At 55.7% G+C, this 22569-nt stretch carries 17 protein-coding genes; all 17 read right to left on the bottom strand.

The features are described from left to right. Positions 1-13 precede the first annotated feature (13 nt). Positions 14-1909: a hypothetical protein gene (locus NTX17_08330; GenBank protein ID MCX5801377.1), complete on the bottom strand. Its 1896-nt coding sequence runs from the start codon at positions 1907-1909 to the stop codon at positions 14-16. A 37-nt stretch (positions 1910-1946) separates the two neighbouring features. Then, positions 1947-2894, bottom strand: coding sequence for a 16S rRNA (adenine(1518)-N(6)/adenine(1519)-N(6))-dimethyltransferase RsmA (gene rsmA / locus NTX17_08325; GenBank protein ID MCX5801376.1), 948 nt, complete (start codon positions 2892-2894; stop codon positions 1947-1949). Then, entirely contained in the window at positions 2891-3703 is an 813-nt protein-coding gene (locus NTX17_08320) for a TatD family hydrolase (GenBank protein MCX5801375.1), read from the bottom strand. The genes rsmA and NTX17_08320 overlap by 4 nt, the downstream gene beginning before the upstream one ends. 33 nt (positions 3704-3736) lie before the next feature. Beyond that, positions 3737-5275, bottom strand: coding sequence for a methionine--tRNA ligase (metG, locus tag NTX17_08315; protein MCX5801374.1), 1539 nt, complete (start codon positions 5273-5275; stop codon positions 3737-3739). A 15-nt stretch (positions 5276-5290) separates the two neighbouring features. Further along, positions 5291-6169 (bottom strand): regulatory iron-sulfur-containing complex subunit RicT, encoded by an 879-nt coding sequence (gene ricT, locus NTX17_08310; GenBank protein MCX5801373.1) that lies wholly within the window; start codon positions 6167-6169, stop codon positions 5291-5293. Further along, positions 6162-7277 carry a hypothetical protein gene (locus NTX17_08305; GenBank protein ID MCX5801372.1) on the bottom strand — a complete coding sequence of 372 codons (1116 nt, stop codon included), beginning with the start codon at positions 7275-7277 and terminating at the stop codon, positions 6162-6164. The genes ricT and NTX17_08305 overlap by 8 nt, the downstream gene beginning before the upstream one ends. A 12-nt stretch (positions 7278-7289) precedes the next feature. Beyond that, positions 7290-8582 carry a peptidoglycan DD-metalloendopeptidase family protein gene (locus NTX17_08300; GenBank protein ID MCX5801371.1) on the bottom strand — a complete coding sequence of 431 codons (1293 nt, stop codon included), beginning with the start codon at positions 8580-8582 and terminating at the stop codon, positions 7290-7292. Beyond that, the gene (locus NTX17_08295; protein MCX5801370.1) at positions 8566-9447 is read right to left on the bottom strand and encodes a permease-like cell division protein FtsX; all 882 of its coding nucleotides are present in this window, start codon (positions 9445-9447) and stop codon (positions 8566-8568) included. The genes NTX17_08300 and NTX17_08295 overlap by 17 nt, the downstream gene beginning before the upstream one ends. Positions 9448-9451: 4 nt before the next feature. After that, the gene (locus NTX17_08290) at positions 9452-10186 is read right to left on the bottom strand and encodes an ATP-binding cassette domain-containing protein (protein ID MCX5801369.1); all 735 of its coding nucleotides are present in this window, start codon (positions 10184-10186) and stop codon (positions 9452-9454) included. 87 nt (positions 10187-10273) lie between these two features. Continuing rightward, positions 10274-11338 (bottom strand): 4-hydroxythreonine-4-phosphate dehydrogenase PdxA, encoded by a 1065-nt coding sequence (gene pdxA / locus NTX17_08285; GenBank protein ID MCX5801368.1) that lies wholly within the window; start codon positions 11336-11338, stop codon positions 10274-10276. Positions 11339-11378: 40 nt separating this feature from the next. After that, positions 11379-11651 carry a S4 domain-containing protein gene (locus tag NTX17_08280; protein MCX5801367.1) on the bottom strand — a complete coding sequence of 91 codons (273 nt, stop codon included), beginning with the start codon at positions 11649-11651 and terminating at the stop codon, positions 11379-11381. A 9-nt stretch (positions 11652-11660) separates the two neighbouring features. Then, on the bottom strand, positions 11661-12977 hold the full coding sequence (locus NTX17_08275; GenBank protein ID MCX5801366.1) for a peptidylprolyl isomerase: 1317 nt from the start codon (positions 12975-12977) through the stop codon (positions 11661-11663). 59 nt (positions 12978-13036) lie between these two features. After that, complete coding sequence (locus NTX17_08270; GenBank protein ID MCX5801365.1) at positions 13037-14746, bottom strand: peptidylprolyl isomerase; 1710 nt, start codon at positions 14744-14746, stop codon at positions 13037-13039. A 93-nt stretch (positions 14747-14839) separates the two neighbouring features. Further along, positions 14840-18271 (bottom strand): transcription-repair coupling factor, encoded by a 3432-nt coding sequence (gene mfd / locus NTX17_08265; protein MCX5801364.1) that lies wholly within the window; start codon positions 18269-18271, stop codon positions 14840-14842. A 19-nt stretch (positions 18272-18290) separates the two neighbouring features. Beyond that, positions 18291-20498, bottom strand: coding sequence for a BatA domain-containing protein (locus NTX17_08260; protein MCX5801363.1), 2208 nt, complete (start codon positions 20496-20498; stop codon positions 18291-18293). Positions 20499-20509: 11 nt separating this feature from the next. Further along, positions 20510-21412, bottom strand: coding sequence for a DUF58 domain-containing protein (locus NTX17_08255; protein ID MCX5801362.1), 903 nt, complete (start codon positions 21410-21412; stop codon positions 20510-20512). 28 nt (positions 21413-21440) lie between these two features. Continuing rightward, positions 21441-22445: a MoxR family ATPase gene (locus NTX17_08250; GenBank protein ID MCX5801361.1), complete on the bottom strand. Its 1005-nt coding sequence runs from the start codon at positions 22443-22445 to the stop codon at positions 21441-21443. Between the last annotated feature and the right edge of the window lie 124 nt (positions 22446-22569).

Genomic DNA, 22569 nt, shown 5'->3' with positions numbered 1-22569 from the left:
TCACGCAACCACCTTAGAAGAAAGTCCGCGAAAGTGCCGCCGCGGCATTCCAGTAGCTCGTACCGAAAGCCGAAAGTGTTTTGGACACCGTTATCTGGACGCTGCCGTTGTCTCCCATACTGTAGCTCAAACTCAGATTCTGCAGAAGCTCGAGAAGCCTCACGGGAGAAGAATACTTCTTTCCCCCGCTCACGAAGCGAAAATTCCTCGATTGGTGAAATTTTTGCCCAATTGAAACCTTAAGATCGCTCGTGAGGCTGTAGTCGCTCGTCAGGTTCAGCTCCTCCGTAACGCTGCCCCCTGACCTTTGGTAAACGTCACTGCCTCCCCCCACCACAGTCGTGTAGCGTCCACTGTCCTGTAATCTGTAGGTGTGAGCCAGCTTGAACGACGCCTTCTTGGTCCAGGGAAAATCCACCATCGAGGAGATGCTCGTCGTTCTGGATAGCGCGTTCTGGTCCTCGCTAAAGTGAAACAGAGTGTAGTTCAGTGTCGATGACGCAATCTGCGTGAAGGTGAGCGTACCCCGCTTGTAACTGAAGGAACCCGTGGCGGAGTAGATCTCCGCGTTCCTGTTGTTGCCGGAATTCATCGAACGAACGTAGACCATCTCTTCGAGATCTCTCTTTATCGTAGCAGAGCCGCTGTAGGGTGAGCCGGGCTTCCCAATCGTCACGCCGACGGAGATGCCGTCCTTGTAAATGTCTCTGTCATCTCCGATGCTGCCCACGTCGTAGAAGAAATACTGGGCGAGACTGATGCTTCCCACTATTTCAGAAGAGATGCCGGACGTAAGGCGGCGCCCGATTCTTCCGGAGAGAGTCCTTGTCTTGATGTCGCCGTTTCGTCCGCTCCCCATCACACTGTGCGCATTTTCCATGTCGAAGTTGGAGGAGACGCTCGTCCCCAATATCGCGGGCACGCTGAGCCGTGTGGACATAGATTTTGAGAGAAAGGTGCTGGACTTCGTCCTGTCCAGATCGTAGGTCACATCGCTGTCACTGTATTTCCCTGTGGCAGTCAACGTAATGTCTCCTCTTGCCTTGAAGTCCAGGTTGCCGTTCACGATCGTCGACGCGGACGTCCAGGTTTCTTGCTGTCCGGAGAGCGGGTATTGAAGCCTGCTATTGGAATTGCTGAACCCAAGGCGGATGTCCGTGCTTTTGTGAGGTTTCACGCCCAGCGTTGCGTCAATCGATTCCTTGACGTCCTTATCGCGAGTCAAGAATTCGGTCCTCAAGTCCTGCGAACGTCTGTTGGCGAGATCGCCGGACGCATTGACCTGTAACGTACAGGGCAGAGCGAAAGAATATTTACTGTTGAGCTTCAGGCTGGAAGTAGTGCCCGAGCCCTTATATGTGGGCTTCACGTCATTGACAGAGCCCGCCGTTGCGGTCAGATCGGCTGAGAACCCACGTGACTTGGGAAGCGAATACACCGCTCTGGCTGACACTTGGTCAGAGTTGTATTGCTTGCGGAGAAAATTGTCGTTGTAACGAGATATGTCCAAATCGAGTCCCACGGAAAGCCGTTCACTCGCAGCGTAACTGATGGACAGGTTGCTTGCACTGTTTCGCCTTTTGCTCTTCGATTCCGTGTCGGAATATACGGTTCCGTTTGTCCGAGTGAACACGGAAATGCCTCTCGCGGAGAAGTCGAGACTCAAGTCTTGATCCCAGTTGGCGGTTGTCCGGTTGAGCGTGTAGCCGGTGTTGTATGTAATCGGCCCAATCGACGCTTCCGGCTCCCCCGAACCGTCGGCTTCGCCACTTGTTTGAGCTTGGACCGGAGTGAGACTCGACGCGGCGAACGCCGACACCAGCACGCATAAAGCAGCGAAAAACACTCGCGGGCGCACGGCCTTGTGCGCCCTCGTCCTACAGTCGCTTCGTCCCCGCTCTGTCCTCACTCTGTATTCGCTCCGCGTTCACCTGGTGATTCTATTTTCATTCCATCCCCGACCTGCCATCCCGGTGTCGTTCTGTCGACCGTCGTTCCGCCGGAAAGGAAAGCCTCTCGTCATAGAAAACATCGGCAATTCTGGCCAATTCCTCCAACGTAAGCTGCTCCGCTCTCTTTGAGCCATCCACGCGAGCGGCCTCGAGCAACACCGCGATCCTCGACTTGCCGAGCCGTAGCCACTCGGCGATACTATTGAGCAGCATCTTTCTTCTGTGCGCAAAGGCCGCGCGCACCAGGTCCCTGAAGATGCCTTCGTCTTTGACCCTGATGGCCGGTTCCTCGCGAAACACAAGCTTCAGAACGGTGGAGGTTACGTCAGGTTCGGGGAAAAAACAGGTCGGAGAGATCGCCATCATCTTCTCAATTGTAGAATGGAACTGCGCGAGCACACTGATAGAGCCACGGAGGCGCGTTCCTGGCTTCGCGACCAGGCGCTCGGCGTACTCTTTCTGCACTGTGACGAGAACCTTCCCGATGTGTTTTCGATTCTCCACGAGATAGAGCAGTATCTGCGTGGTTATGTTGTAAGGCAGATTTCCCAGGACGTGTATGCGACGAACGCCCGCCTGTGCGAGTAGGGCCGGGATCTCCACCTCAAGAATGCCTTTCTCTATCAACCGAACGTTCTCGAATCTGCCGACAATCGCTCTCAGTAATGGCGTAAGTCTCGGGTCGATTTCCACGGCGAACACTTTCGCCCCGCTCTCTGCCAGCGGCAGGGTCAGCGCCCCGAGGCCGGCCCCGATCTCCAGAAATGCCTCTCCGCTGCGTGGGGCGAGCATGCCGACCAGCTTCTTTGATACGTTGGAATCCACGAGAAAATTCTGGCCCAGCTTCTTGCGGGGCCTCAACCCATTGGAGCGCAAAATCTGGCGAGCAGAATGGGGATCGAGTAGAGGAGTTGCGCGAGGACTTGCCTCGGGAAGACTCATCTTGTGTCCTTCTTGTCCGTCGGGTTCGACTTCCTTGAGACGAGGCTCCTTTTGACGCGAAACAACTCGTGGGCGTTTAGAGTCGTCAGCTCGTCTACCTTCTCTCTGGGAATGCCCCTGAGCTTGGCGAGGCAATCCAGCACAAGGCCCACGTAGGCGGGCTCGTTCCTCTCCTGCCTGTGTTGTACCGGTGAGAGATAAGGACAGTCGGTTTCCAGAACAATGTTCTTCAGCGGAAGGGTTGTCGCGAGCCGACTGCTCCCACTCCCTTCGTAGGTGATTGTTCCTCCGAAGCCGAGCGCGAAACCCAGTCCGAGGGCCCTTTCGGCAGACGCGGCGTCACCGGAAAAACAGTGAAGCACACCGCCGACCTCAAAGGCTTGTTCCCTTTCAAGGATTTCCAGGGCCTCGTGGTACGCGTTCCGGATGTGGATGACCAGCGGAAGATTACGCCGTCTCGCCAGAGATATTTGTTCCGCGAACACTCTTGCCTGAACGTCCCTGGGGGAAAGGTCCCTGTAGAAATCCAGGCCCGTCTCACCAATGGCGACGACGCCGGGTTTGCCGGCGAGTTTTTCAAGAAGTCCCAGTGCCTTATCGTCGAATGTCTGTGCGTCGTGAGGGTGTATGCCGACAGCGGCGTAGATTCCATCAAACTTTAGAGCCAGGTTGACCGCGCGCTCGCTCGTGAGTAAATCTGTGGCCACCTCGACGAGAAATTCGTTCCCGGCTTGGAAGGCGCGTTCGATCACGCTTTCCCTGTCGCGACCGAACTGTCTGCTCAAGAGATGAACGTGAGTGTCTACCAATTCCCCACCCGAATCGTTGAAGGGCAAGATCAACTATGTAGTAATCCTGGGGAAGAGAGGCGCCGGCTGAGTCACCACGCGACCGGGTTCGATGACTTTCTCGCTCCAGCGCAACGACTGCATTTGTCCGTCGTCTGGAGCACCACTAAAGTGTGCGCTCCTCCACATCTCACTCGCCTTTGCCGGCATTATCGGAACAAGCAGAACCGAAATGATCCTTATGGACTCAAGCAGCCCGTTCAGCACGGAAAGAAGGAGCCCCCTCTTTGAGGGATCCTTTGCCAACTGCCAGGGAGCGGTTTCCTCGATAAACTGGTTGGCCCGCCTTATGAGTCTCCAGGTGGATTGAACGGCCATGTCCACCTCGTAACTTTTCATGAACCCGACGTACTCGCCTATGCAACTTTCTGCAACCGCCTTGAGTTCGCCTGGCTTCCCGCCATCGATCGGCGCGTCCTCGACGCGACCTCCGTTGTAGCGCACCAGCATGGCAAGCGTTCTGCTCAAGAGATTACCGAGGTCGTTGGCCAGATCGGCGTTGTATCTCTCTACGAAGAGCTCCCACGAAAAATCCCCGTCTCTGTCGAGAGGAACTTCGCGGAGCAGGTAGTATCTCAATGGATCTGCCCCAAACTTGTCGACCACGTCCAGAGGATTGACGATGTTCCCGAGTGACTTGCTCATTCGTTCGCCCTTGAACGAAACGAATCCGTGGCCGAGAATGGTCCTGGGAAGGGCCAGGCCGGCGCTCATCAGCATCGCCGGCCACAGAATGCAATGGAAGCGCGTAATGTCCTTGCCGATTATGTGAAGGTCGGCGGGCCAGTGTTTGGAGAAGAATGGCGTGTCGTCGCCGTAGCCGATTGCAGAAATGTAGTTGATGAGAGCGTCGAACCAGACGTAAATAGTCTGCGATGCATCGATGGGCAGCGGTATCCCCCATCGAAAGCTGGACCGCGAAACGCTGACGTCCTCGAGCCCCGACTTGATGACGTTCAGGATCTCGTTGCGCCTTATCTCCGGCACAATGAAGTCGGGATGCGCCTCGATGTGCCCTAGCAGCCTGTCCTGGTATCTTGAGAGTCTGAAGAAATGGTTCTTCTCCGAAATCCACTTGGGTTCCGCCTTGTGGACGGGACACCTTCCTTCCACCAGGTCCTTCTCGGTGTAGAAAGCCTCACAGGACAAGCAATACCAGCCTTCGTACGCTCCGGTGTATATGTCTCCCTGTTCGTGAATTTTCGTGAATAGCTTCTGGACGGCCTTAGCGTGTCTTGGATCGGTCGTCCTTATGAATCCGTCGTAAGAGATGTTGAGCTTTTTCCATATGCCCTCGAAGGTCTCTGCCATCTTGTCGCAGTAGGCTTGCGGTGCCATTCCCCTCGCCACCGCCTCTTTCTCAACGTTGGCACTGTGTTCATCGTTTCCCATCAGGAAGTACGTGTCCTCGCCGAGAAGCCTCCTGAATCTTGCAATCGCATCGGCGGCAATCTTCTCGTAGGCCGTCCCTAGATGTGGAACGTTGTTCACGTAGTCAATCGCCGTTGTAAGAAAAAACTTGTCTTGCCCCATCTTTCTTCTCTACGCCTACCTTCTTGGACCGTCGCCGTCCCGTCTCGGGCCTTTCCGCCTTCTCATCGGCGGCCTCTCCTGCCTCTGGACGGGTACCTGATCGAGAGAAAGCCTCTTCTCGACTCCGGCGGCATCCTGCGCAAAAACTGCCTCGTCAAAGAAATCCAGCCTTGTTACGGTTAGCTCCGTCTCGCCCAACTGAAATTTCGTTCCCACCTTCGGAAATTTCTTGACTTCGTTCCTGTAGAAATCAACCTCATACATGAGACAGCACATCAAGCGTCCGCACGCGCCGGAGATTTTCGTGGGGCTCAACGAAAGCTGCTGCTCCTTGGCCATCCTCAGAGTCACCGGTTCGAATTCCCTCAGGAATGTCGAACAGCAGTACTTCTTTCCGCAGACGCCGTACCCCCCCATCCTCCTCGCTTCGTCGCGCACGCCTATCTGACGGAGCTCGATTCTTGTCTTGAAAGTGGCCGCCAGGTCTTTGACAAGTTCTCGGAAATCCACTCGTTTCTCGGCCGTGAAGTAGAAAGTTATCCTGTTGCGGTCGAATTGACATTCCACGTCCACGAGTCTCATCCTGAGCTCGCGGGCGGCTATTCTTTCCTGACATATCCGGAAAGCATCCTCTTCGAGCTTGTCATTATCCTGCAGCTTCGTCATGTCCTCTTGGGTCGCCTTGCGAACTATCTGCCTGAGATGACGGGAACGACCCTTTCCTTCCGCCAGCCCACCCTTCTGAATCACTTTTCCCATGTCTTCCCCTCTTTCTACCTGAACAATCACGTGCTCTCCGATAGTGAGGGGTACGGATGAAGGGTTGAGGAAAACGTCCTTTCTCTCACCCTTGAAGAGAATCTCTACTACCTCGTTTGCCGCATTCTCAGCCACCAACCTGCCTCCATATGTCCAGCGGTCGTGAAGGCTCCTTCACAACGCCAGCCAGTCTAAGAAAGGAAGAAGAAAGAAGTAAAGAAAGCTCTACGTGCCGCTCCATGGAAGAGACTATTTCTTCGAGGATCTCTATTCGCCTTCTCAGCTCGGCGAACTCTACTCCGGAAGCCTCCCCCCTCAGGGAATCCGTCATGTCCGGATTCGCTATGTCTGCCGCCCTTGCTCCGCATTTGACCAAGAGCAGATCCCTCATCCAGAGGAGTGCCAGGTGTGCGAACATCCTGACCTGGTTCCTGTCGCCTCGAGCCGCGAGCGCTTCGGCGATCTTGAGAATTTTCCCGGGTTCCCCGTTTTGTATCTCCTTGAGGTAGTGCAAGCTCTGTTTCCTATATTCTACTATATCTTGCTCGGCTAATTCCACAGCGACTGACAGGCTCCCTCCCGCAAGACGGGCGAGAGTCGCGCTCGCCTGGGGAGATGCCACTTTTCTTTCAACAAGAACTCGTTCGATTTCCCTTGCCGGGAGGGGGTCGCACTTGACGGCCTGGCATCTCGAGACAATCGTTGGAAGAAGGACGTGCTGGCTTGTCACCGTCAACACAAAGGTGACACCGCCAATCGGTTCCTCGAGTATCTTGAGGAGACAGTTGGAAGCCTCCGGCATCATGCGTTCGGTGTACGCGAGGATGACGACCCGCCTCCTGCCTTCCCGCACGCCCATCGCAAGATCCGTTCGAAGGCTTTGAATCGTCTTAATCTTTATGTAGGCTGCTTCCGAAAATGTGTGAATAAACAGAGGATTCTCGCTTCGGCTCTTGAACGTGCCCGCAATTTCTTCCTGTTCGTTCTTTGAGGACGTGGGAAAAATGAACGTGACGTCAGGATGATGGAACCTGGCAATCCTGCCGCAGGTACGGCAGACGCCACATCCTTCGGGGTCGCAGTTGTCGCAATTGAGAGCCTGGGCGAACGCCAGGGCCAAGGTGGACTTTCCAACGCCGCGGGGACCATGGAAAAGGTATCCGTTCGCGATTCGACCCGAGGCGATGCAGTTGCTCAAGAACTTCTTCGCCCGCTCCTGATTTATGACGTCCCTGAAACCCATTCAACTTCCTCCCTACCTGAGCCACGCCGTCGGGTCGAGCGCCTGCTTTCCTTTTCTTATCTCGAAATGGAGGCAGCTACCCTTCAGAGACCCGCTGTCGCCTACTTTTCCTATGGCCTGCCCGATAGCGACTTCTTGCCCTACTCTCACGAAAACCTCGGAGGCGTGTGCATAAATCGTATAGTAGCCTCCTCCGTGGTCAAGTATGATGCAATTGCCAAGACCGGCAAGCCAGCTTGAGTAATCCACGCGTGCTTTCGCCACGGCCCTTATCTCGGTTCCTAAAGGTGCGGAGATGTCTACGCCCGGATTGAACGTGGTGGTTCCAAAGCGCGGATGCGTGTTGTTGCCAAACTTGCCCGTGATCGACCCGGAAACCGGCCAATTGAGTGTGCCACGATTCTTCTCGAACTCCGCCTGGGCCATCCACTCCGGAGCGGGGATCTTCTTGGCGAGTTCCTCCCTGCGTCTTCTCTCCAGTTGCTCAAGGACGGCCTGTATCCTGGCCGCCGCTCCTTCGAGCTCCTTCGCTGCTTCCTCGTAGCTCCTTCGTTCATTCTGAATCTGACTGGCCGTCTGGCGTTTTCTCGTCTTCAGCGTGAGTAGATTTCCCTTCTCCTTTTCTTTCTCGTTCCTGAGAGAGGAAACCCCGGCCAACTGGTGGCTCAACTTGGCTTCGCTCGCTTCAAACTGAAGCCTTTCATGGTCGAATCCCTGCATGAGATTTCTGTCGCTCTCCGCCACAAGTGCAAGATAGCGAAATCGGCTGAGCAACTGCGCGAAAGACTCAGATGAAAGCAAGAACTCGAGTGAGTTCGTCCGGCCATACTTGTAGATCTCTCTGAGCCTCCACGCCAGAAGCTCCGTCTGGAGCCTGAGTGCCTCACGCGCCCCGGTCACCTCGTCTCTTGTAGCCGTCAGCTCTCTCTCAAACGTCTCTTCTCTTTTCGTCAACTTCTGCACGTACTTCTCGGTAAGCCGAAGCTCTTCCTCCGTGCGTTTCAACGCCTGGAAGGCCGTCTTCTCTTTCCCCATGAGCAGTCGCGCTTTCTTGCGTTTCTGTTCGAGCTCTTTCTTCGTCTGCTCAAGCTCTTTCTCCTGTCCCCGAATCTGTTTTTCGAGCTCGGTGGGTTGCGTGCCTGGTTGCGCAGCAGGCAGGCCGGCGGGCCGGGCGCTTGGCTGAGCGGCGGATTGACTCGCGGGTCGAGAACCGGGCTGGGCAGCCTGCTGGCCGAGAGAAGGCGAGGAAACGGCAAGCGCCAGCGAAAGGACAAGAAATATGATGGACCTAATCTTTCTTCTCACGGAGAACTTCGTTGATTGAGAAATGAGTCCCTACTATTCCAGCTCCAAGACCTACGACTATGAATAGAACAATCAGCAACGGAGAAAGGAAGGCCACGTCGGGGAGTCTGTGGCTCATGGCGTTGTGAGCGAAGTACAGTATGGCCAGCGCCAGGAGGGCGGAGAAGGACGTGTGAAGAATCCCTTCCAGAAGAAAGGGAGTCCTTATGAAATTGCGGGTCGCGCCTACCACTTTCATAATTTCGATGCTGTCTTTCCGCGCCAGCACGGTCAGCCGAACAGTGTTGGCAACTATGAAGGTGACCGCAAGCCCGACGATGGAACCGATGATTATGTTGAGAATAGTGAGAGTCCTCAAAATCCTGTCAAGGCTCAGGGTCCACTCTCCGCCGAAGCTCACCTCTTCGATCCCCTGAAGATTCCCGATGAAGGCGGCAACTTCCTCGATCTTCTCGACGCTTCTTTGCTTTTGTCTCAGCCTGACATCAAAGGAAGCAGGCAGCGGGTTAGAACCAAGAGCGTCAAGGAGTTCTTCCCTGCCGAGGGACTTGCGGAACTCCTCGAGCGCTTCCTCCTTGCTGACGAAAGTCACCGTTTCAACCTGGGGGAGCTTTTCGATCTCCGACTTCAGATAGTCGGCCCTCTGTTGTGAAACCCCTTCTTCAATGAAAGCGACGATGCCCTTTCTCTCCTCGAGCTGCTTCGCGACAGATCTGACGTTGGCCGTCACCAGGAGAATCACGCCCAACACCAGAAAAGTCGCCACGTTTGACACAAGCGTGGCCGCGGAAAGAGACTTGTGCCTTCCAAGACCCTGCAGGGTTTCTCGAAGGAAATAGAAAATTTCGCTTGTGAATGCCGGCATCAAATCAACGCCCTCCGCCCAACATGCCAGTGCCCCCAGACCCTTCCCCGGCGGCGGAGAAGCCTCCCACCGCCCCTACGCCCAATTCGGACAGTCTTCCTTCTCTAATTCTCGCAATCCTGCAGCCGAGTTTTTTCGGAATGTTCTCGTCATGCGTTGCAACAATGACGGCCGTTCCACCCGTATTGATATCACAGATGAGCTGAATGATGTCTGCCCCCACCCTCGCGTCCAGATTGCCGGTAGGTTCATCGGCGAGCAACACCATGGGATTGTTGACGATCGCCCTTGCTATTGCAACCCTCTGCTGCTCTCCGCCGGACAGCTCCCCGGGAAAAGAATTCCGCCTGTGGCAAAGACCGACTTTGCCCAGAACACTCATGATCTTTTGTTTCAGCTCCGTTCCGGAAAATCTGCCGGCAATTCTCAAAGACAGAGCCACGTTTTCAAAGGCTGTCCTGTCCTGCATAAGCCTGAAATCCTGAAAAACCGTACCCACCTGTCTTCTCAACGCCGGAATCTTGTGCCGGGAGATCGTGGTACTGAGGAAGCGGCCGACGATTACCTGGCCCGAAGTGGGCGTTTGGTCCATGTAGATCATCTTGAGCACCGTGCTCTTGCCTGCGCCGCTCGGCCCGACAACGAAAAGAAGCTCGCCCGGATCCATTTCAAAACTCACGTCATCGAGTGCGATCCGGTTGTTGGGGTAGGTCTTCGTCACGTGAAAAAAGCGTATCAATTCTGTCTCCTGCTTGTCTGTAGCATGCAAGGTTCCGGATTCAACGCCTTGGCCCGGACCTCTTCGGCCGAGCGCCCGTTGTGCGCGTCAGTCCCACTTCAGCGGCAATCTTACAGTTCGGGCGAGCTCCGCCGCAAGAAGGATTGCAGATATCATGCCCTGAGGTTCGGCGATTCCCTTCCATGCGATGTTCTCGGCCACTCCATGACCGGGGGAAGTGCGCACAAACGGGAGCCCCAGAGTGATGTTCGTGACTCTTTCTCCGCCGATCAGTTTTGCCGCTATGAGACCCTGGTCGTGATACATTGCGACGACGGCATCGAATCTCTTCCACTCGCCGCGCGAGAAAAAACTGTCTGCGGCAAACGGGCCGGACACACTTACACCTTTCCTCGAGGCGACCTCCATCGCCGGTGCGATCACGGTTTCCTCCTCACGACCAAGGAGCCCGTCCTCCCCTTTGTGCGGATTCAGCGAAAGAACGGCAAGCCTCGGGGCAGGGATACTGAAAAGGAGCTCCAGGCCTCGGCTCGTAAGCATGATTGCCCGCTCGACACGTCGTCGCGTGAGACCCCCCCTGACCTTCCCGATGGGAATATGAGTAGTGACGAGCGAAACCCTGTGCTTGCCTCGCGCGAACATCATGAGGGTGTCTTTGCATCGGCAAAGATCTCTGAGCATCTCCGTGTGCCCGGAATGACCGATTCCCGCTGCGCCGAGAGACGCTTTTGAGAGCGGCGCCGTAACTAGCGCGGATGCGCGGCCCCGGATACAGAGGCCGGCGGCCTCTTTCACACAGGCGGAGGCTACGGCTCCTCTCTGAGCAAGTCGAGACGCGAACTCTCCGGCGCGCGAAGGCCCGATTGGCCGCATTAACTCTCCGGTGCCCAACAAATTTCTTGGGACAAGCACATAAACCACACCTGCGTCGGAAGCCTCGTGAACCTTGCCCCCCGACAGAAGTCTGATCGAAGCCCGCCCCCCCACCAACCGTGCGGCTTTGCGCATGATGGAAGGGACACCAACGACAATAGGTATCACTTTGCCGGCGACTTCCTTCGAGAGGAGGGCCTTCAGTATCACCTCAGGCCCCACACCGAGGGGGTCGCCCATTGAGATCGCAATTGGTATGGGTGAAGAAGGATTTCTCATCGGGATGAGCGTGAGAGTAGAAGGAACAAGAAATCCCGTGCTACTCGAAAACCCCGGGAGTTAGCTTCAAACCTGTTATTCTGTAAAAGGAAGGCGCCTGGGCCTTGCTCACATTGCCCTCAGGCAAGGCTACAATCGAGAAGGTAAGCTCCTTGGGGCCCAGGACAACGGAGACTTCGTCCTCTGGCTTGACGGCCTTGCTGCTCTTGGCGGCCTTGCCGTTGACCGCCACCTTTTCCTCCTCGCATAGTCTTGCCGCGGCGGATCTGCTCTTCACAATGCAAATCCTCTTTAGGAACAGGTCAATCCGCAAGGAGCCTCTCTAGCTGCCTTTCACGTCGATAAAGGTCTTTTTCTTTATCTCGGCCAACCACTGTTCGTACTTGTTCTGCATCCTTTCCTGAATGACCATCTGGCGCAGTTGATCTTTTATCTCATCGTACGTGTATTCTCGCTCCGGTGTCTTTGCGACCACCTTGAGCATGTGGTAGCCGACGTCCAGTGGAATTACTTCGCTCACGCCTCCCTCCGGAATACCCTTTATCGCGGCCTTCACGGCGGGGGCCAGTCCATCCGCCGGGTAGCTCCCTACCACTCCACCCTTGGCCGCGGATTCCTTATCCTGGGAGTATTTCGTCGCAATGCCTTCAAAGCTCTCTCCGGCCTCGATTCTCTTCCTCAGCTCCGTGGCGAGACTTCTCGCCTTCTGCTCGGCTTCGTCGGTCGGCACCACTTTTATGAGAATGTGTTTCACGTGATAGCCCTGGTCGCTCTTCTCGACCATCTTAATTATGTGATAGCCAAAACGACTCCGGACCAGATCGCTAACCTGGTCAGGCTCGAGAACAAAGGCGGCCTTCTCGAAACTCTCTTCGAAATCCCCTTTTTGCACGACCCCCACGTCTCCACCATTCTCGGCGCTTGGGTCGTCGGAGTATTGAGCGGCCAGCTTCTCGAAGTTCTGACCTTCCCTGATGGCCCTGAGTACTTGCTCGGCCCTGTCCCTCGCCTTTCTATCCACGACCGAGTCCGTCTCTGCGAGTATCACTATCTGTGCCAGTGTGACCTCGGCCGGTTTCTTCGGAAGATCCTGTTTTCTTTCCTTGTAGAAGTTGTCAACATCTTGGTCCGTCACCTTGACCTTAGCGCGGACTTCTCTCTCCACCAGCCTCATGGCCAGAAGTTGGGATTCCAGCTCTTGCCGGTACTTGTCCCTGAGTTTCTCCTCGTTGAGACCTTCCTTCTCCAGCTCCAGTTTGAACTTTTCCTCGGAGCCCATCCTTGTCTTGACTTCCTTCACCGCATCCTCGACGGCCTGATCGAGCTCCTGCTTGGAGATGGTCAGTTGACGCTTTCGGGCTTCATTTACGATAACCTTGGCGTCGATCATTCTGTCAAGTATCTCTTTCTTCGCCTGGCTGACTTTCGCCGTATCCGCGGGATCGACTTGCGCCTGAATCAAGTAGAACGCGACCTGTTCGTCCAGTTCGCTCTTAAGAATTATCTCATCTCCAACAACCACCGCCACGCCCTCCACTACATCGGCGGCGTGCACGGGAGGAGCGAGAAGACCCAACAGGAAAAGTGCGAACGGAAGCAAAATCAGTGTCGCGGGGACGATACACGTGAGTTTCTTCATTTTGGTCTTTACCCCCTTGTTTCCTACTCCAAGTGACACCCACGCATTCATGGTGGGGCTCACTTAGGCGCCCGTGAGTTAGGCGCGTTTGTTGTTGCAGTTTCGAGCTTGAGCCCCGCTAAGAGCTTCTCGTTGATAGACGGCTTGTACTTGTCGCGCGCCTTCTTGAGAAAGACCTGGAACCCTTCCTCCTCCTTCTTTCGTTGGAGGTCGCTCTTGGCGTAGGGTCGAGCAATCTCAAAAGGAGTCACTACTTCCTTTTTCCTCTCAAGCAGCTTCATAACCACCAAGCCTTCGCCCGTGACAGCCGGACCGGCGATGTCGTTGATCTTCATCTTTTGCGTAAGCGAGTCAATGACGGGATCGGTTCCCACCCCAACTTCCACCCGCCCTCCGCGGGTCGCGCTTTCACGATCGACGGAGTTCTCCGCAACTAGCTTGCCGAAGTCCGCTCCTCGCCGGGCAAGAGTGGCGAGTGAATCAGCGGCCTTCTTGTCATAGGCGACTAGCTTTACGACAGTCACGGTTGCGGGCTGTCCGTATTCTTGGGCGTGTGCGGCGTAATAGGAAGCGATTTCCTCGTCAGAAATGGTGACTTTATCCCGAATCTGCTTCTGGTAGAGGATCTCAAGCATCTTCTTTTCCTTGAGAAGTTCGAGGTCGCTCCGAACGCTCTTCTGCTTTTCTATACCCATCTTCCTGGCGTCTGCCACCAAGGGCTTCGTGATGGCTTCGGCTTCCACTATCCTCTTGATCTGGTCAACGTTGACTTGCGGAGGAAGCGCGCTCGCACCGGAGTTCTGCAGGCTGGTGAGGAAATCTCGGATTGTGTAGTTGCCCACGGTTGTTGTGGCCAAGGGACGGGCTTTCTGGTCTGGGGCGAGACGCCCGGAAAACTCAGTCAAGCTGATCCCGTTGGGCGCGGCGGCCGCTGCTATCTCGTCGACCAACGCCTTGATGTTCACCTCGTTTATCTTGAATTGGTAGTCTTTTCTAACCTTCTCCACGTAGTTCTTGGCAAGTTCCATCGTCTTGTCCTGGACCACGTTCGACTCGATTGTGCCCTTCATCTGTTCGAAAGGTTCGAGTTTTCTCTTCCTTTTCTCGTCGGCCTTGATGATGTGATAACCGAAGTTGGTTTGGACGACGTCGCTCACCTGGCCGACCTCCAGCTTGAACAGGGCGTCTTGAAACTCGGGGGGCAACATGGCGCCCTTCTCAAGAAATCCGAGGTCTCCCCCATTTGAAGCGGTGGACGGATCCTCGGAGTACGTCTCGGCAAGCTTGGCAAAGTCCTCGCCGGCCCTGGCCTTTTTCAGCACCTCCTGTGCCTTCTCGGGCGTGCCAACAACTATATGCCTGGCGTGGATCTCCTCTTCGCGGGCCATCCGTTCGTAACGTTCCTTGAGCTCTTTCTCCGTGGCCTTTGCTTTTGCAGCCACTTCGCGATTGTATAGCTCTTTCAGCAGGACCTGCTCTTTCATCTTTTCCACGTTGTCGAGCAGGCCCTTGTCTTTATCCAGGCCCAGCTCGTACGCTTGGAGCGTCAGAAGGTCCTTGCTTATAAGGTCGTCCAAGACCTGCTTCTTTGCGGCCATGCCGCCTTCCTTGGGCAGGTATGCGGGTGGTATCTGGGCGTAAGCTTCGCGGAATTCTCCCACTGTTATCTTTCTGCTCCCGACCCTTGCCAACACCTTGTTCGAATCATCCCTGGCGCAGGAAGTAAACGCAATCAACGCAATGGCAAGCAGATAGAAAAGTCTTTTCATGCTCTCAGTTCTCCCTACGGCCGGCAGTACCAGGCCGATTCTGTCCCAAAGAAAATGGGGAAGTTGAATCCCCCGTCAGAGCCAACCTTCAATCTACCTTACGCTAACACACGAGTGGAGTGCTTTCAATAGATTTTTGGTCCTTTGAAACGCGTGTGCGCCACCATGTTCTAGCTTGATCTGCATAGCATGGCCGACGGCGAATCCGATCTGGAACTTGAGTGACCGCACAAGACAAGTTGCTTCTTTTTTTGAAAGGCGTCTGGATAAGATGAACTGGCTGTGAGTTCGCCCGACCGAGATGGACTCCAGCGGGAGCCCCTTGCTGAGTAGCCTTATGCGCCTGATGTCGAGAAGAGAAAGAGCGGGGAAAGGCGCTTTCCCGAAGCGGTCCACCATCTCTTGTTCTATCCCGTCGACTGCCTCGACTGAACGCGTGTCTGCAAGCCTCCTATACAGAGACATCCTCTCAACGTCGTCTTCGACGTAGTCCTCCGGGATGTAGGCGCTCGTCTCGGCCTTGAGACGCGCCAATTTGTCTTCAACGGTAACTTCCCCCTTCAACTCTCGACTGGCTTCCTCAAGCAACCGGCAATAGAGATCGAATCCGATGCTCAGGATGAAGCCGTGTTGCTCGGGACCGAGTATATTGCCCGCGCCACGTATCTCAAGGTCTCTCATGGCTATCTTGAATCCTGCACCAAGCTCGTCGCATTCTTCGATGACTCTCAGTCTCTTCTCGGCAGCCTCGGTCAGAGCCTTTCCCGGCGGCACGAGCAGGTAAGCGTACGCCTGCTCCTTCGATCTACCCACCCTGCCCCGCAACTGATAGAGCTGAGCAAGTCCGAAGCAGTCGGCCCTGTTCACAATCATCGTGTTCACGTTGGGCATGTCGATTCCAGACTCTATGATCATCGTGCAGACCAAGACATCGAATTCCTTGTTGATGAACCGTAGCATCACTTCCTCGAGATCTCTCTCGCGCATCTGGCCGTGAGCAACCGCGAACGTGAGTTCCGGCACAAGTGCTTTGAGGAAACACGCCATCGAATCAATGGAGTAGATTCTGTTATGAACAAAGAAGGACTGCCCGCCTCTGTCGGGTTCCCTCAACAGGGCCTCTCGGATGAGCTCTTCGTTGAATTCCACGATCTCCGTCTTGATGGGTATCCTGTCTCGAGGAGGCGTGTTGACCAGCGACATGTCCCTGGCTCCCACGAGGGACATGTGTAGCGTTCTCGGAATGGGAGTTGCGGTCATCGTTAGAACATCTACAAGCTTCTTTCTTTTCCTGAGCGCCTCCTTGTGGGCAACGCCGAAACGTTGTTCCTCGTCAATCACGAGCAGGCCCAAGTCTCTAAACTCGACGTCCCTTTGAAGAAGCCTGTGCGTGCCGATAACGACGTCCACCACCCCCGCCTTGAGCCCCTGGACTACCTTCTTTTGTTCGGCCTTGTTCTTGAAACGGCTCAACATCTCAATTCTTGCGGGGTAATCTGCCAGTCGTTCCGAAAACGTGTTGTAGTGCTGTTGAGCGAGGACGGTCGTCGGCACCAGGATCGCAACCTGCTTACCGTCCATCAGTGCCTTGAAGCTTCCTCTGACGGCCACCTCGGTCTTGCCGTAGCCGACGTCTCCGCAGACCAAGCGCTCCATGGGCGAACTCTTTTCCATGTCCCCCTTCACGTCCTCGCAAGCCCGAAGCTGATCGGGAGTCTCCTCGTACTTGAATGAGCTTTCCAGCTCCTTCTGCCAGACGGTGTCGGGAGAAAAGCTGTGTCCGCTGAGAGCCCTTCTCGCGGCCTGAATCTCTAGCAGTTCCTTCGCCATGTCCTTTATGGCTTTCTTTGCTCGCACCTTGGTGCGCTTCCAGAGGGTGCCGCCTATCCTGTGGATGGACGGCACGTGCCCCTCTTCCGACTCGTACTTCTGTATGAGATTCAGTTGATCGACCGGAATGAAGAGCTTGTCACCACCTGCGTAGTCCATCTGCAAGCAATCCGTCTCGTGTCCGTCAACCGAGAGCCGCTTCAAGCCCCGGTAGATGCCTATCCCGTATTCGTCATGTACGACGTAGTCCCCCAGCCTGAGAGCAGATATGTCCCTCACCGTGATGCCTAGACTTAGTCTGCGCCTGAACCTTTTCCATCGATATCTCGAGAAAAGCTCCCTGTCCGTGAGAACCGCAAGTTTGATATCCGGCATGATGAAGCCGAAGTTCAGCCGGCCTACCTCGATTGTCACGTTACGGTCGCCGACAAGCTCGCGAAGCCTTTCCTGCTGGCTGGCATTGTCACAGAGAATGTAGCTTTCCGTGCCGTAGGAACAGAGTTCGTCCAGATAGCGATGGAGAAGCCGGATGTCTCTGCCAATAGAGTCTGGCTCTCTCGAGATTATCTCAAACTTCGTGCTGCCTTCCTCTCGCGCCTCCACGACGCCGGCCACGGACACTCCAGCGAAGTCGTGGACGCGCCGCTTGAGTTCGTCGCCGGTCAGATAGAGCTCGTGGGGAGACGAGAGAGGCGTGTCTTTCTTCGGAATCTCTTGCCACGCTTGAAGTACCTCCTTTTCGAAGTACGTGGCCTTATCGAGAACCTTCTTCTCGTCTTCGAAGAAAATCACACTATCTCGAGGCAGGTACTCGAGCACGCTCGTGAGATCCTGCATCAAGAACCCTCTCGAGCTAAGCAGGGAAGCCAGAGAAATCCCATCGTGTATCCTCAAGAAAAGCTCGGTCTCCGGGGAGACCCGCGACACGGAGTCTTCCTGCGATGTCTGTTCGAGTCGGCCAAGGATTTCTTCTGACAGCACGAGTTCGTAGAGTGGCAAGATGCGGGCTTCTTTTTCTTCGGAAATGGAGCGTTGCGTGTCGGGATCGAAAAGTCTTATTGAACTCACCGTGTCGCCATCAAGCTCTATTCTCCATGGGCTGCCGCTCCCGAATGAGAACACGTCCACGATGCCGCCCCTCATGCTCATCTCTCCTACCTGAGTGACGGTAGGTTGCGGCGCGAAGCCCATGAGAACGAGTCTGCGTGCCAGGTCTTGGAGGTGAACTTCCTGTCCTCTCTTGACTGGTAAGGAAAAAGAAGAAAAGAGTTTTCTTGAAGGCACCTTCTCCATCAATGCCCGCACTGTCGTGATAAGCACACCCGGAGGTTTTCGACTCAAGGAGTCAAGAGCACTCATCCTGGCGTCAGAAACGGAAGAAAGCGTTCTGCTCTCCCTGTACGGAGGAACGTCTTCCTGCGGAAAGAACACGACTTCCCCGGAGGAAGGCTCGGTGGAGAGGAAGAATTCGAGGTCTTCCTTTCTATCCTCGGCCGGCCGTTCGTCAGGCAAGACGACGACCACTGGCCGCTGCGTGTCCGTCTTAACCAGAGCCGCAAAAAGTGCACGCGACGAGCCGGTGAGCCCGCTGACAGTGATTCTGGGTTTGGCCTCGGTCCGCAACGCGCGTACGACTTCGCCAGCCGCGTCGCAGTCCCTTAGCCTAGAAATGAATCTCTCGCCTAGCCTCGACATAATCTCAAAAGCTCACAGGTCATGAATGGACACTGCGATCCGACGGAGCTATCGATCTCGCCACAAGCACCTCGGCAACCAAGAAGCCGAGACACAGAAGAAGAAAGAAGGGCCACAGCTCCTGGCCCGACCGTGCGATGCCGGCGAGTTCGCCGCGAACACCTTCGCCGGCCATACTTGCGCCCGGGAACCTACTGATGAGCTCTCTCTTGCCAAGCGGATCGGCCTGCGACTCGACGGGATCAAGGTTGACGCTGAAAGTGCCAATCTCCTCATTGCCGGCGAAAAGCCTGTAGATACCCAGCTCGTTCATGGGCTCCGACCTGAGAACGAGCGACGTGCCGAGTTTGATTTTCGATATTCGTGGCTCCCTGCCGCTCGGAGCGACCAACGAGAGGGATGATTCTTGTCCCGCGGGAAGCTCTTCCTCCAGCGCGTCTCCCGGATGAAACTCTCGCGCGGAAGACGACCCTACTCCGCAGAGGTATCTGAGCATTTCATGGAGCATCGGAAGAAAGGCGCCGCTCACGACCAGGTCGTTCCATTCGGGTTCAAATGAACCGGTGAAAAGGAGAACTCCCTTTGCCTCCAGGATGGCGGGAAGTCCGTGCGAGAACTCGGCGACGACCCTGCTTCCTTCCAGTCCCTCGGTCCTGATGAAGCGATAGAACCTTGCACTGGACACCGCCTCGCCCCTCGAAACGTCGAAGCCCTTTAGAATCGGATGCGATGCAATTGTTGCAACGAGCGAAAAGAAACTGTCTTGCCCATCCAGTGCTGCTTCCACTCCCACAAGCCTCGCGGGGAAAAGCGAGGGGAGAAGTTTCTCGTTGTAGTGGCGTATGTCGACTCTGTCTCCGAGGACTATCAGCAGTTTCCCGCCCGAGTCTCTGAATTCTCGCAACAAATCGATCCCCCGACCCGACAACCTGCTCACGTTTTCGAGAATCACGCATTTCGCTCTCCTGAGCTCTGCCTCGTCCAATTCAGCGCTGGCGATTCTGTGGGGCACGAATCCCCAGAGATTGCCTGGCGCTCCTGCGGCGACCGGCCTGAGCGCCAGAGAGACAAAATCCACGCGTGAAGCTCCCTCGCCGGAGGCTTTCCCTTCGGGAGTCAATTCCCCGTCCCCCACTATTAGCACGTCTGTTTGTCTCGCCGGTTCTAACGCCAGAAAGTACGTGTTGTCGAGAGGAAAAGCGTCGGGCGGAAGGACTATGTCGATTTCCCTCGCGCTCGTTTCGTTGTGGCCGGCCGCAAGTCTGAGACTCACTTTGGCAGAGCTGCCGGGCTCCACGTCGAGATACTTCGCGGCAATCTCCTTTCCTCCGCTCATGACCCGTACGGGCACGCCCCTCGCGACTGAGCGGCCATGATTGACGACGGCGAATTCGAGCGTCTGCTCCTGAGTCGATGCCCGGGGAACTATCCCGGCCTTTTCAATCGAGAGATTTCCGGCGGGAGAATCCGATGGAGACGGTGGAATCGGAACCAGGATCGTCCTTATCCCCCGCTGCCCTCTTTGCTTCTTGTCTGTTTCCTTCCGGTCTCGCTGCGGCGGTCCGCCCAGTGGCTGCGAGACCTCTGAAAGTTGCCATCTGGTTCGCTGGAAGTCCGAGACAACGTACAGTTCCTTGTTGATATTCTTGGAACCTTCCAGAAGAGAATTCGCCACGGCAAGGGCTTCTTTGGGCGAATTACTTCCGTTCGACAGATTCACGAGCCCGACCATTCCAACGAGCCTCGCGGGACCCGCCACCAGAGCGGCACTTTCGGTGACGCCCTCGCCAACACCCTCGAGAGCGCCGCAGACGGGCACCACGCTCCCTTCGTCTTCGTCTCCGAGGCTTCCAAGCAGTTGACGTGCGGCGTCACGGGCATAGTCGAAAAGACTCTTTCCTTCCTTGAGCCGGCCCATGCTCGCAGAGTTGTCCAGAACCACGACAACAGCCGCGCTCCCCTTGCCACCGGCAAAGGGCCCGACGAAAGCCGGCCTTGCCATTGCCAGGACAAAAGTGGCGATCGCCGCCATCCTCAGGGCCATCAGAACGAGATTCCGCACGCGCAGTCTCTTTGTCTCCCTCTTTGCGACGTCTCTGATGAAATTCACGGTGCTGAAGTCCAGCCTCCTGGCCTTCCTCCTCGTAAAAAGATGAATGAGGAGCGGGATCGCGACCGCGAACAGCCCCAGGAGAAACGGTTTATTCAGGAAGAGGAAGGTGGGCATAGGATTATTCTCTAATGTAACCTTGCCCTCTTTTCCAGGTAGCGCGTGAGGGCAACATCATAAGGGGTAGAGGTGCAGAGGAGCGCATATTCCACTAGATGTTCGTGACACTGTCTCCTGTACTCGGCCGTCCAGCGCTCTATGCTGCGCTTGTAGCGAGCTCCTATTTGCCTTGCATTAGCAATGACTTCTTCGTGCGTTTCCATGTCCACGAATGCAAGCTCTTCATCAAACGGGAAGCCTATTTCGCTCTGGTCCAGCAGATGAAAGACTATCACCTCGTGCTTTCTGTGTCTGAAGTGCTTCAGCCCGCTCAGGACAGCGCGCTGATCGTCCATCAGGTCAGAAAAGAGAATTATCAGACCTCTGCGCCTTATTCTGCGCGCCAGAAGCTCCAAACTCCTTGAAACGTTCGTGGTGTCTCCGGCGGACAACCCGTTGAGTTCTGCCAGTATTACCTTGAGATGCCCCTTCGCTGAGCGCGGAGGAACGTACTTCCTTATCTGGCTCGTGAAAGTCAGGAGGCCCACCGAGTCCTGCTGGCGAAGCATCAGGTACGAGAGCGCGGCTGCAAGCGAACAGGCATAGTTCAGCTTACTGACGCTGGCGCCGGAGCTGTATCCCATGGAGGCGCTGCAGTCCAGAAGAAGATAGGCCCTGAGGTTAGTCTCCTCTTCAAATTCCTTTACGTAGAAGCGATCTCTCCGTGCATAGACCTTCCAGTCGATATTCTTTATGGGGTCGCCCGGCATGTACTGCCGGTGTTCGGCGAACTCGACGCTGAAGCCTTTGTATGGACTCTTGTGCAGACCCGCGATGAATCCCTCGACGACCAGTCTCGCCCTCAGTTCAAGATTGGAGAGCTTTGATACGACGAGCGGATCGAGGAAGTTTCGTTCGTTTTGATCGGCCATTGTTACGTTCCGTCGTCCCACGCCCGAATTAGGCCTTTCGCCCCTCTTCGGGAACTGTTCCGAGTAGTTTTGTTATCAAGTCTGTCGCCGTGACTCCTTCGGCCTCGGCGCTAAAGTTTGTCAGGACTCTGTGCCTCAGGACGCTCGTAGCCACTTGCCTAACGTCTTCACACGAAGGAGTCAACTCTCCGCGGAGAACGGCCCTTGCCTTCGCCCCGAGTATCAAGTATTGAGAAGCCCGAGGTCCTGCTCCCCAGTTGACCCACGACTTAACGAAATCTGGAGCGCCGTCCTGCGTCGGCCTCGTGGCCCTGACCAAGCGAACGGCGTAGTCCACGACGTAGTCGCTCACGGGTACACTCCTGACAGTCCTCTGCAGCCCAAGCACGTCAGCGGCGCTCAGCACGTGTTCAAGCGTGGGCGCGGCTGTGCCGGTCGTCGAAGTCACTATGAGCTTCTCGTCGGCTCCGGAGGGGTAATCGATGTAGACGTTGAACATGAACCTGTCTAGCTGAGCCTCCGGAAGAGGGTAGGTTCCCTCGAGCTCAATTGGGTTCTGCGTGGCCAGGACAAAGAAAGGCATGTCCAGCTTGTAGGTTTCTCCGGCGGCAGTCACCTCGTACTCCTGCATTGCCTGGAGCAAGGCGGACTGTGTCTTGGGTGGGGTACGGTTGATCTCGTCCGCAAGAACGATGTTCGAGAAGATGGGGCCTTTGACAAACTTGAAGACGCGCGACTTCGTAACCGGATCCTCGTGCAGGATGTCGGCTCCGGTAATATCGGAGGGCATGAGGTCGGGCGTGAACTGAATCCTCGCGAACTTGAGGTCCAGCACCTTGGCGATGCTGCTTACCAGAAGAGTCTTTGCGAGGCCCGGGACACCAACGATCAGACAGTGCCCGCCGGCAAACAGAGCTACGAGCAACTCTTCCACTACGCGCTCTTGGTCTATGATGACCTTGTGAAGTTCCGATGCAACTCTCTGCCGTGCGTTTCTCAAGTCCTCAATATGTTGTAGCTGGTTCTTCTCCATACCCTAGCCTTTCGTACCCTATGAAGCCCGGAAGCCGCTCGCCTCAACGGACTCCGCCTCCGTGTGCATAACTCTTGGCTCCCTCATGCGGAGTGCTCGCGTAATTCATTCATATTAAAGATGT

The sequence above is a fragment of the Candidatus Eisenbacteria bacterium genome, from assembly GCA_026388185.1.
In the GTDB taxonomy this organism is placed as follows: domain Bacteria; phylum Eisenbacteria; class RBG-16-71-46; order JAFGJU01; family JAFGJU01; genus JAPLKG01.
This window is presented reverse-complemented; position numbering and strand designations above follow the sequence as displayed.

What these genes read in the sequence shown, in the direction of transcription:
- rsmA (MCX5801376.1), bottom strand. Translation starts at nt 2,894, where the DNA reads ATGAGTCTTCCCGAGGCAAGTCCTCGCGCAACTCCTCTACTCGATCCC.
- metG (MCX5801374.1), bottom strand. Translation starts at nt 5,275, where the DNA reads ATGGGGCAAGACAAGTTTTTTCTTACAACGGCGATTGACTACGTGAAC.
- NTX17_08305 (MCX5801372.1), bottom strand. Translation starts at nt 7,277, where the DNA reads ATGGGTTTCAGGGACGTCATAAATCAGGAGCGGGCGAAGAAGTTCTTG.
- NTX17_08295 (MCX5801370.1), bottom strand. Translation starts at nt 9,447, where the DNA reads ATGCCGGCATTCACAAGCGAAATTTTCTATTTCCTTCGAGAAACCCTG.
- pdxA (MCX5801368.1), bottom strand. Translation starts at nt 11,338, where the DNA reads ATGAGAAATCCTTCTTCACCCATACCAATTGCGATCTCAATGGGCGAC.
- NTX17_08275 (MCX5801366.1), bottom strand. Translation starts at nt 12,977, where the DNA reads ATGAAGAAACTCACGTGTATCGTCCCCGCGACACTGATTTTGCTTCCG.
- NTX17_08270 (MCX5801365.1), bottom strand. Translation starts at nt 14,746, where the DNA reads ATGAAAAGACTTTTCTATCTGCTTGCCATTGCGTTGATTGCGTTTACT.
- mfd (MCX5801364.1), bottom strand. Translation starts at nt 18,271, where the DNA reads ATGTCGAGGCTAGGCGAGAGATTCATTTCTAGGCTAAGGGACTGCGAC.
- NTX17_08260 (MCX5801363.1), bottom strand. Translation starts at nt 20,498, where the DNA reads ATGCCCACCTTCCTCTTCCTGAATAAACCGTTTCTCCTGGGGCTGTTC.
- NTX17_08255 (MCX5801362.1), bottom strand. Translation starts at nt 21,412, where the DNA reads ATGGCCGATCAAAACGAACGAAACTTCCTCGATCCGCTCGTCGTATCA.
- NTX17_08250 (MCX5801361.1), bottom strand. Translation starts at nt 22,445, where the DNA reads ATGGAGAAGAACCAGCTACAACATATTGAGGACTTGAGAAACGCACGG.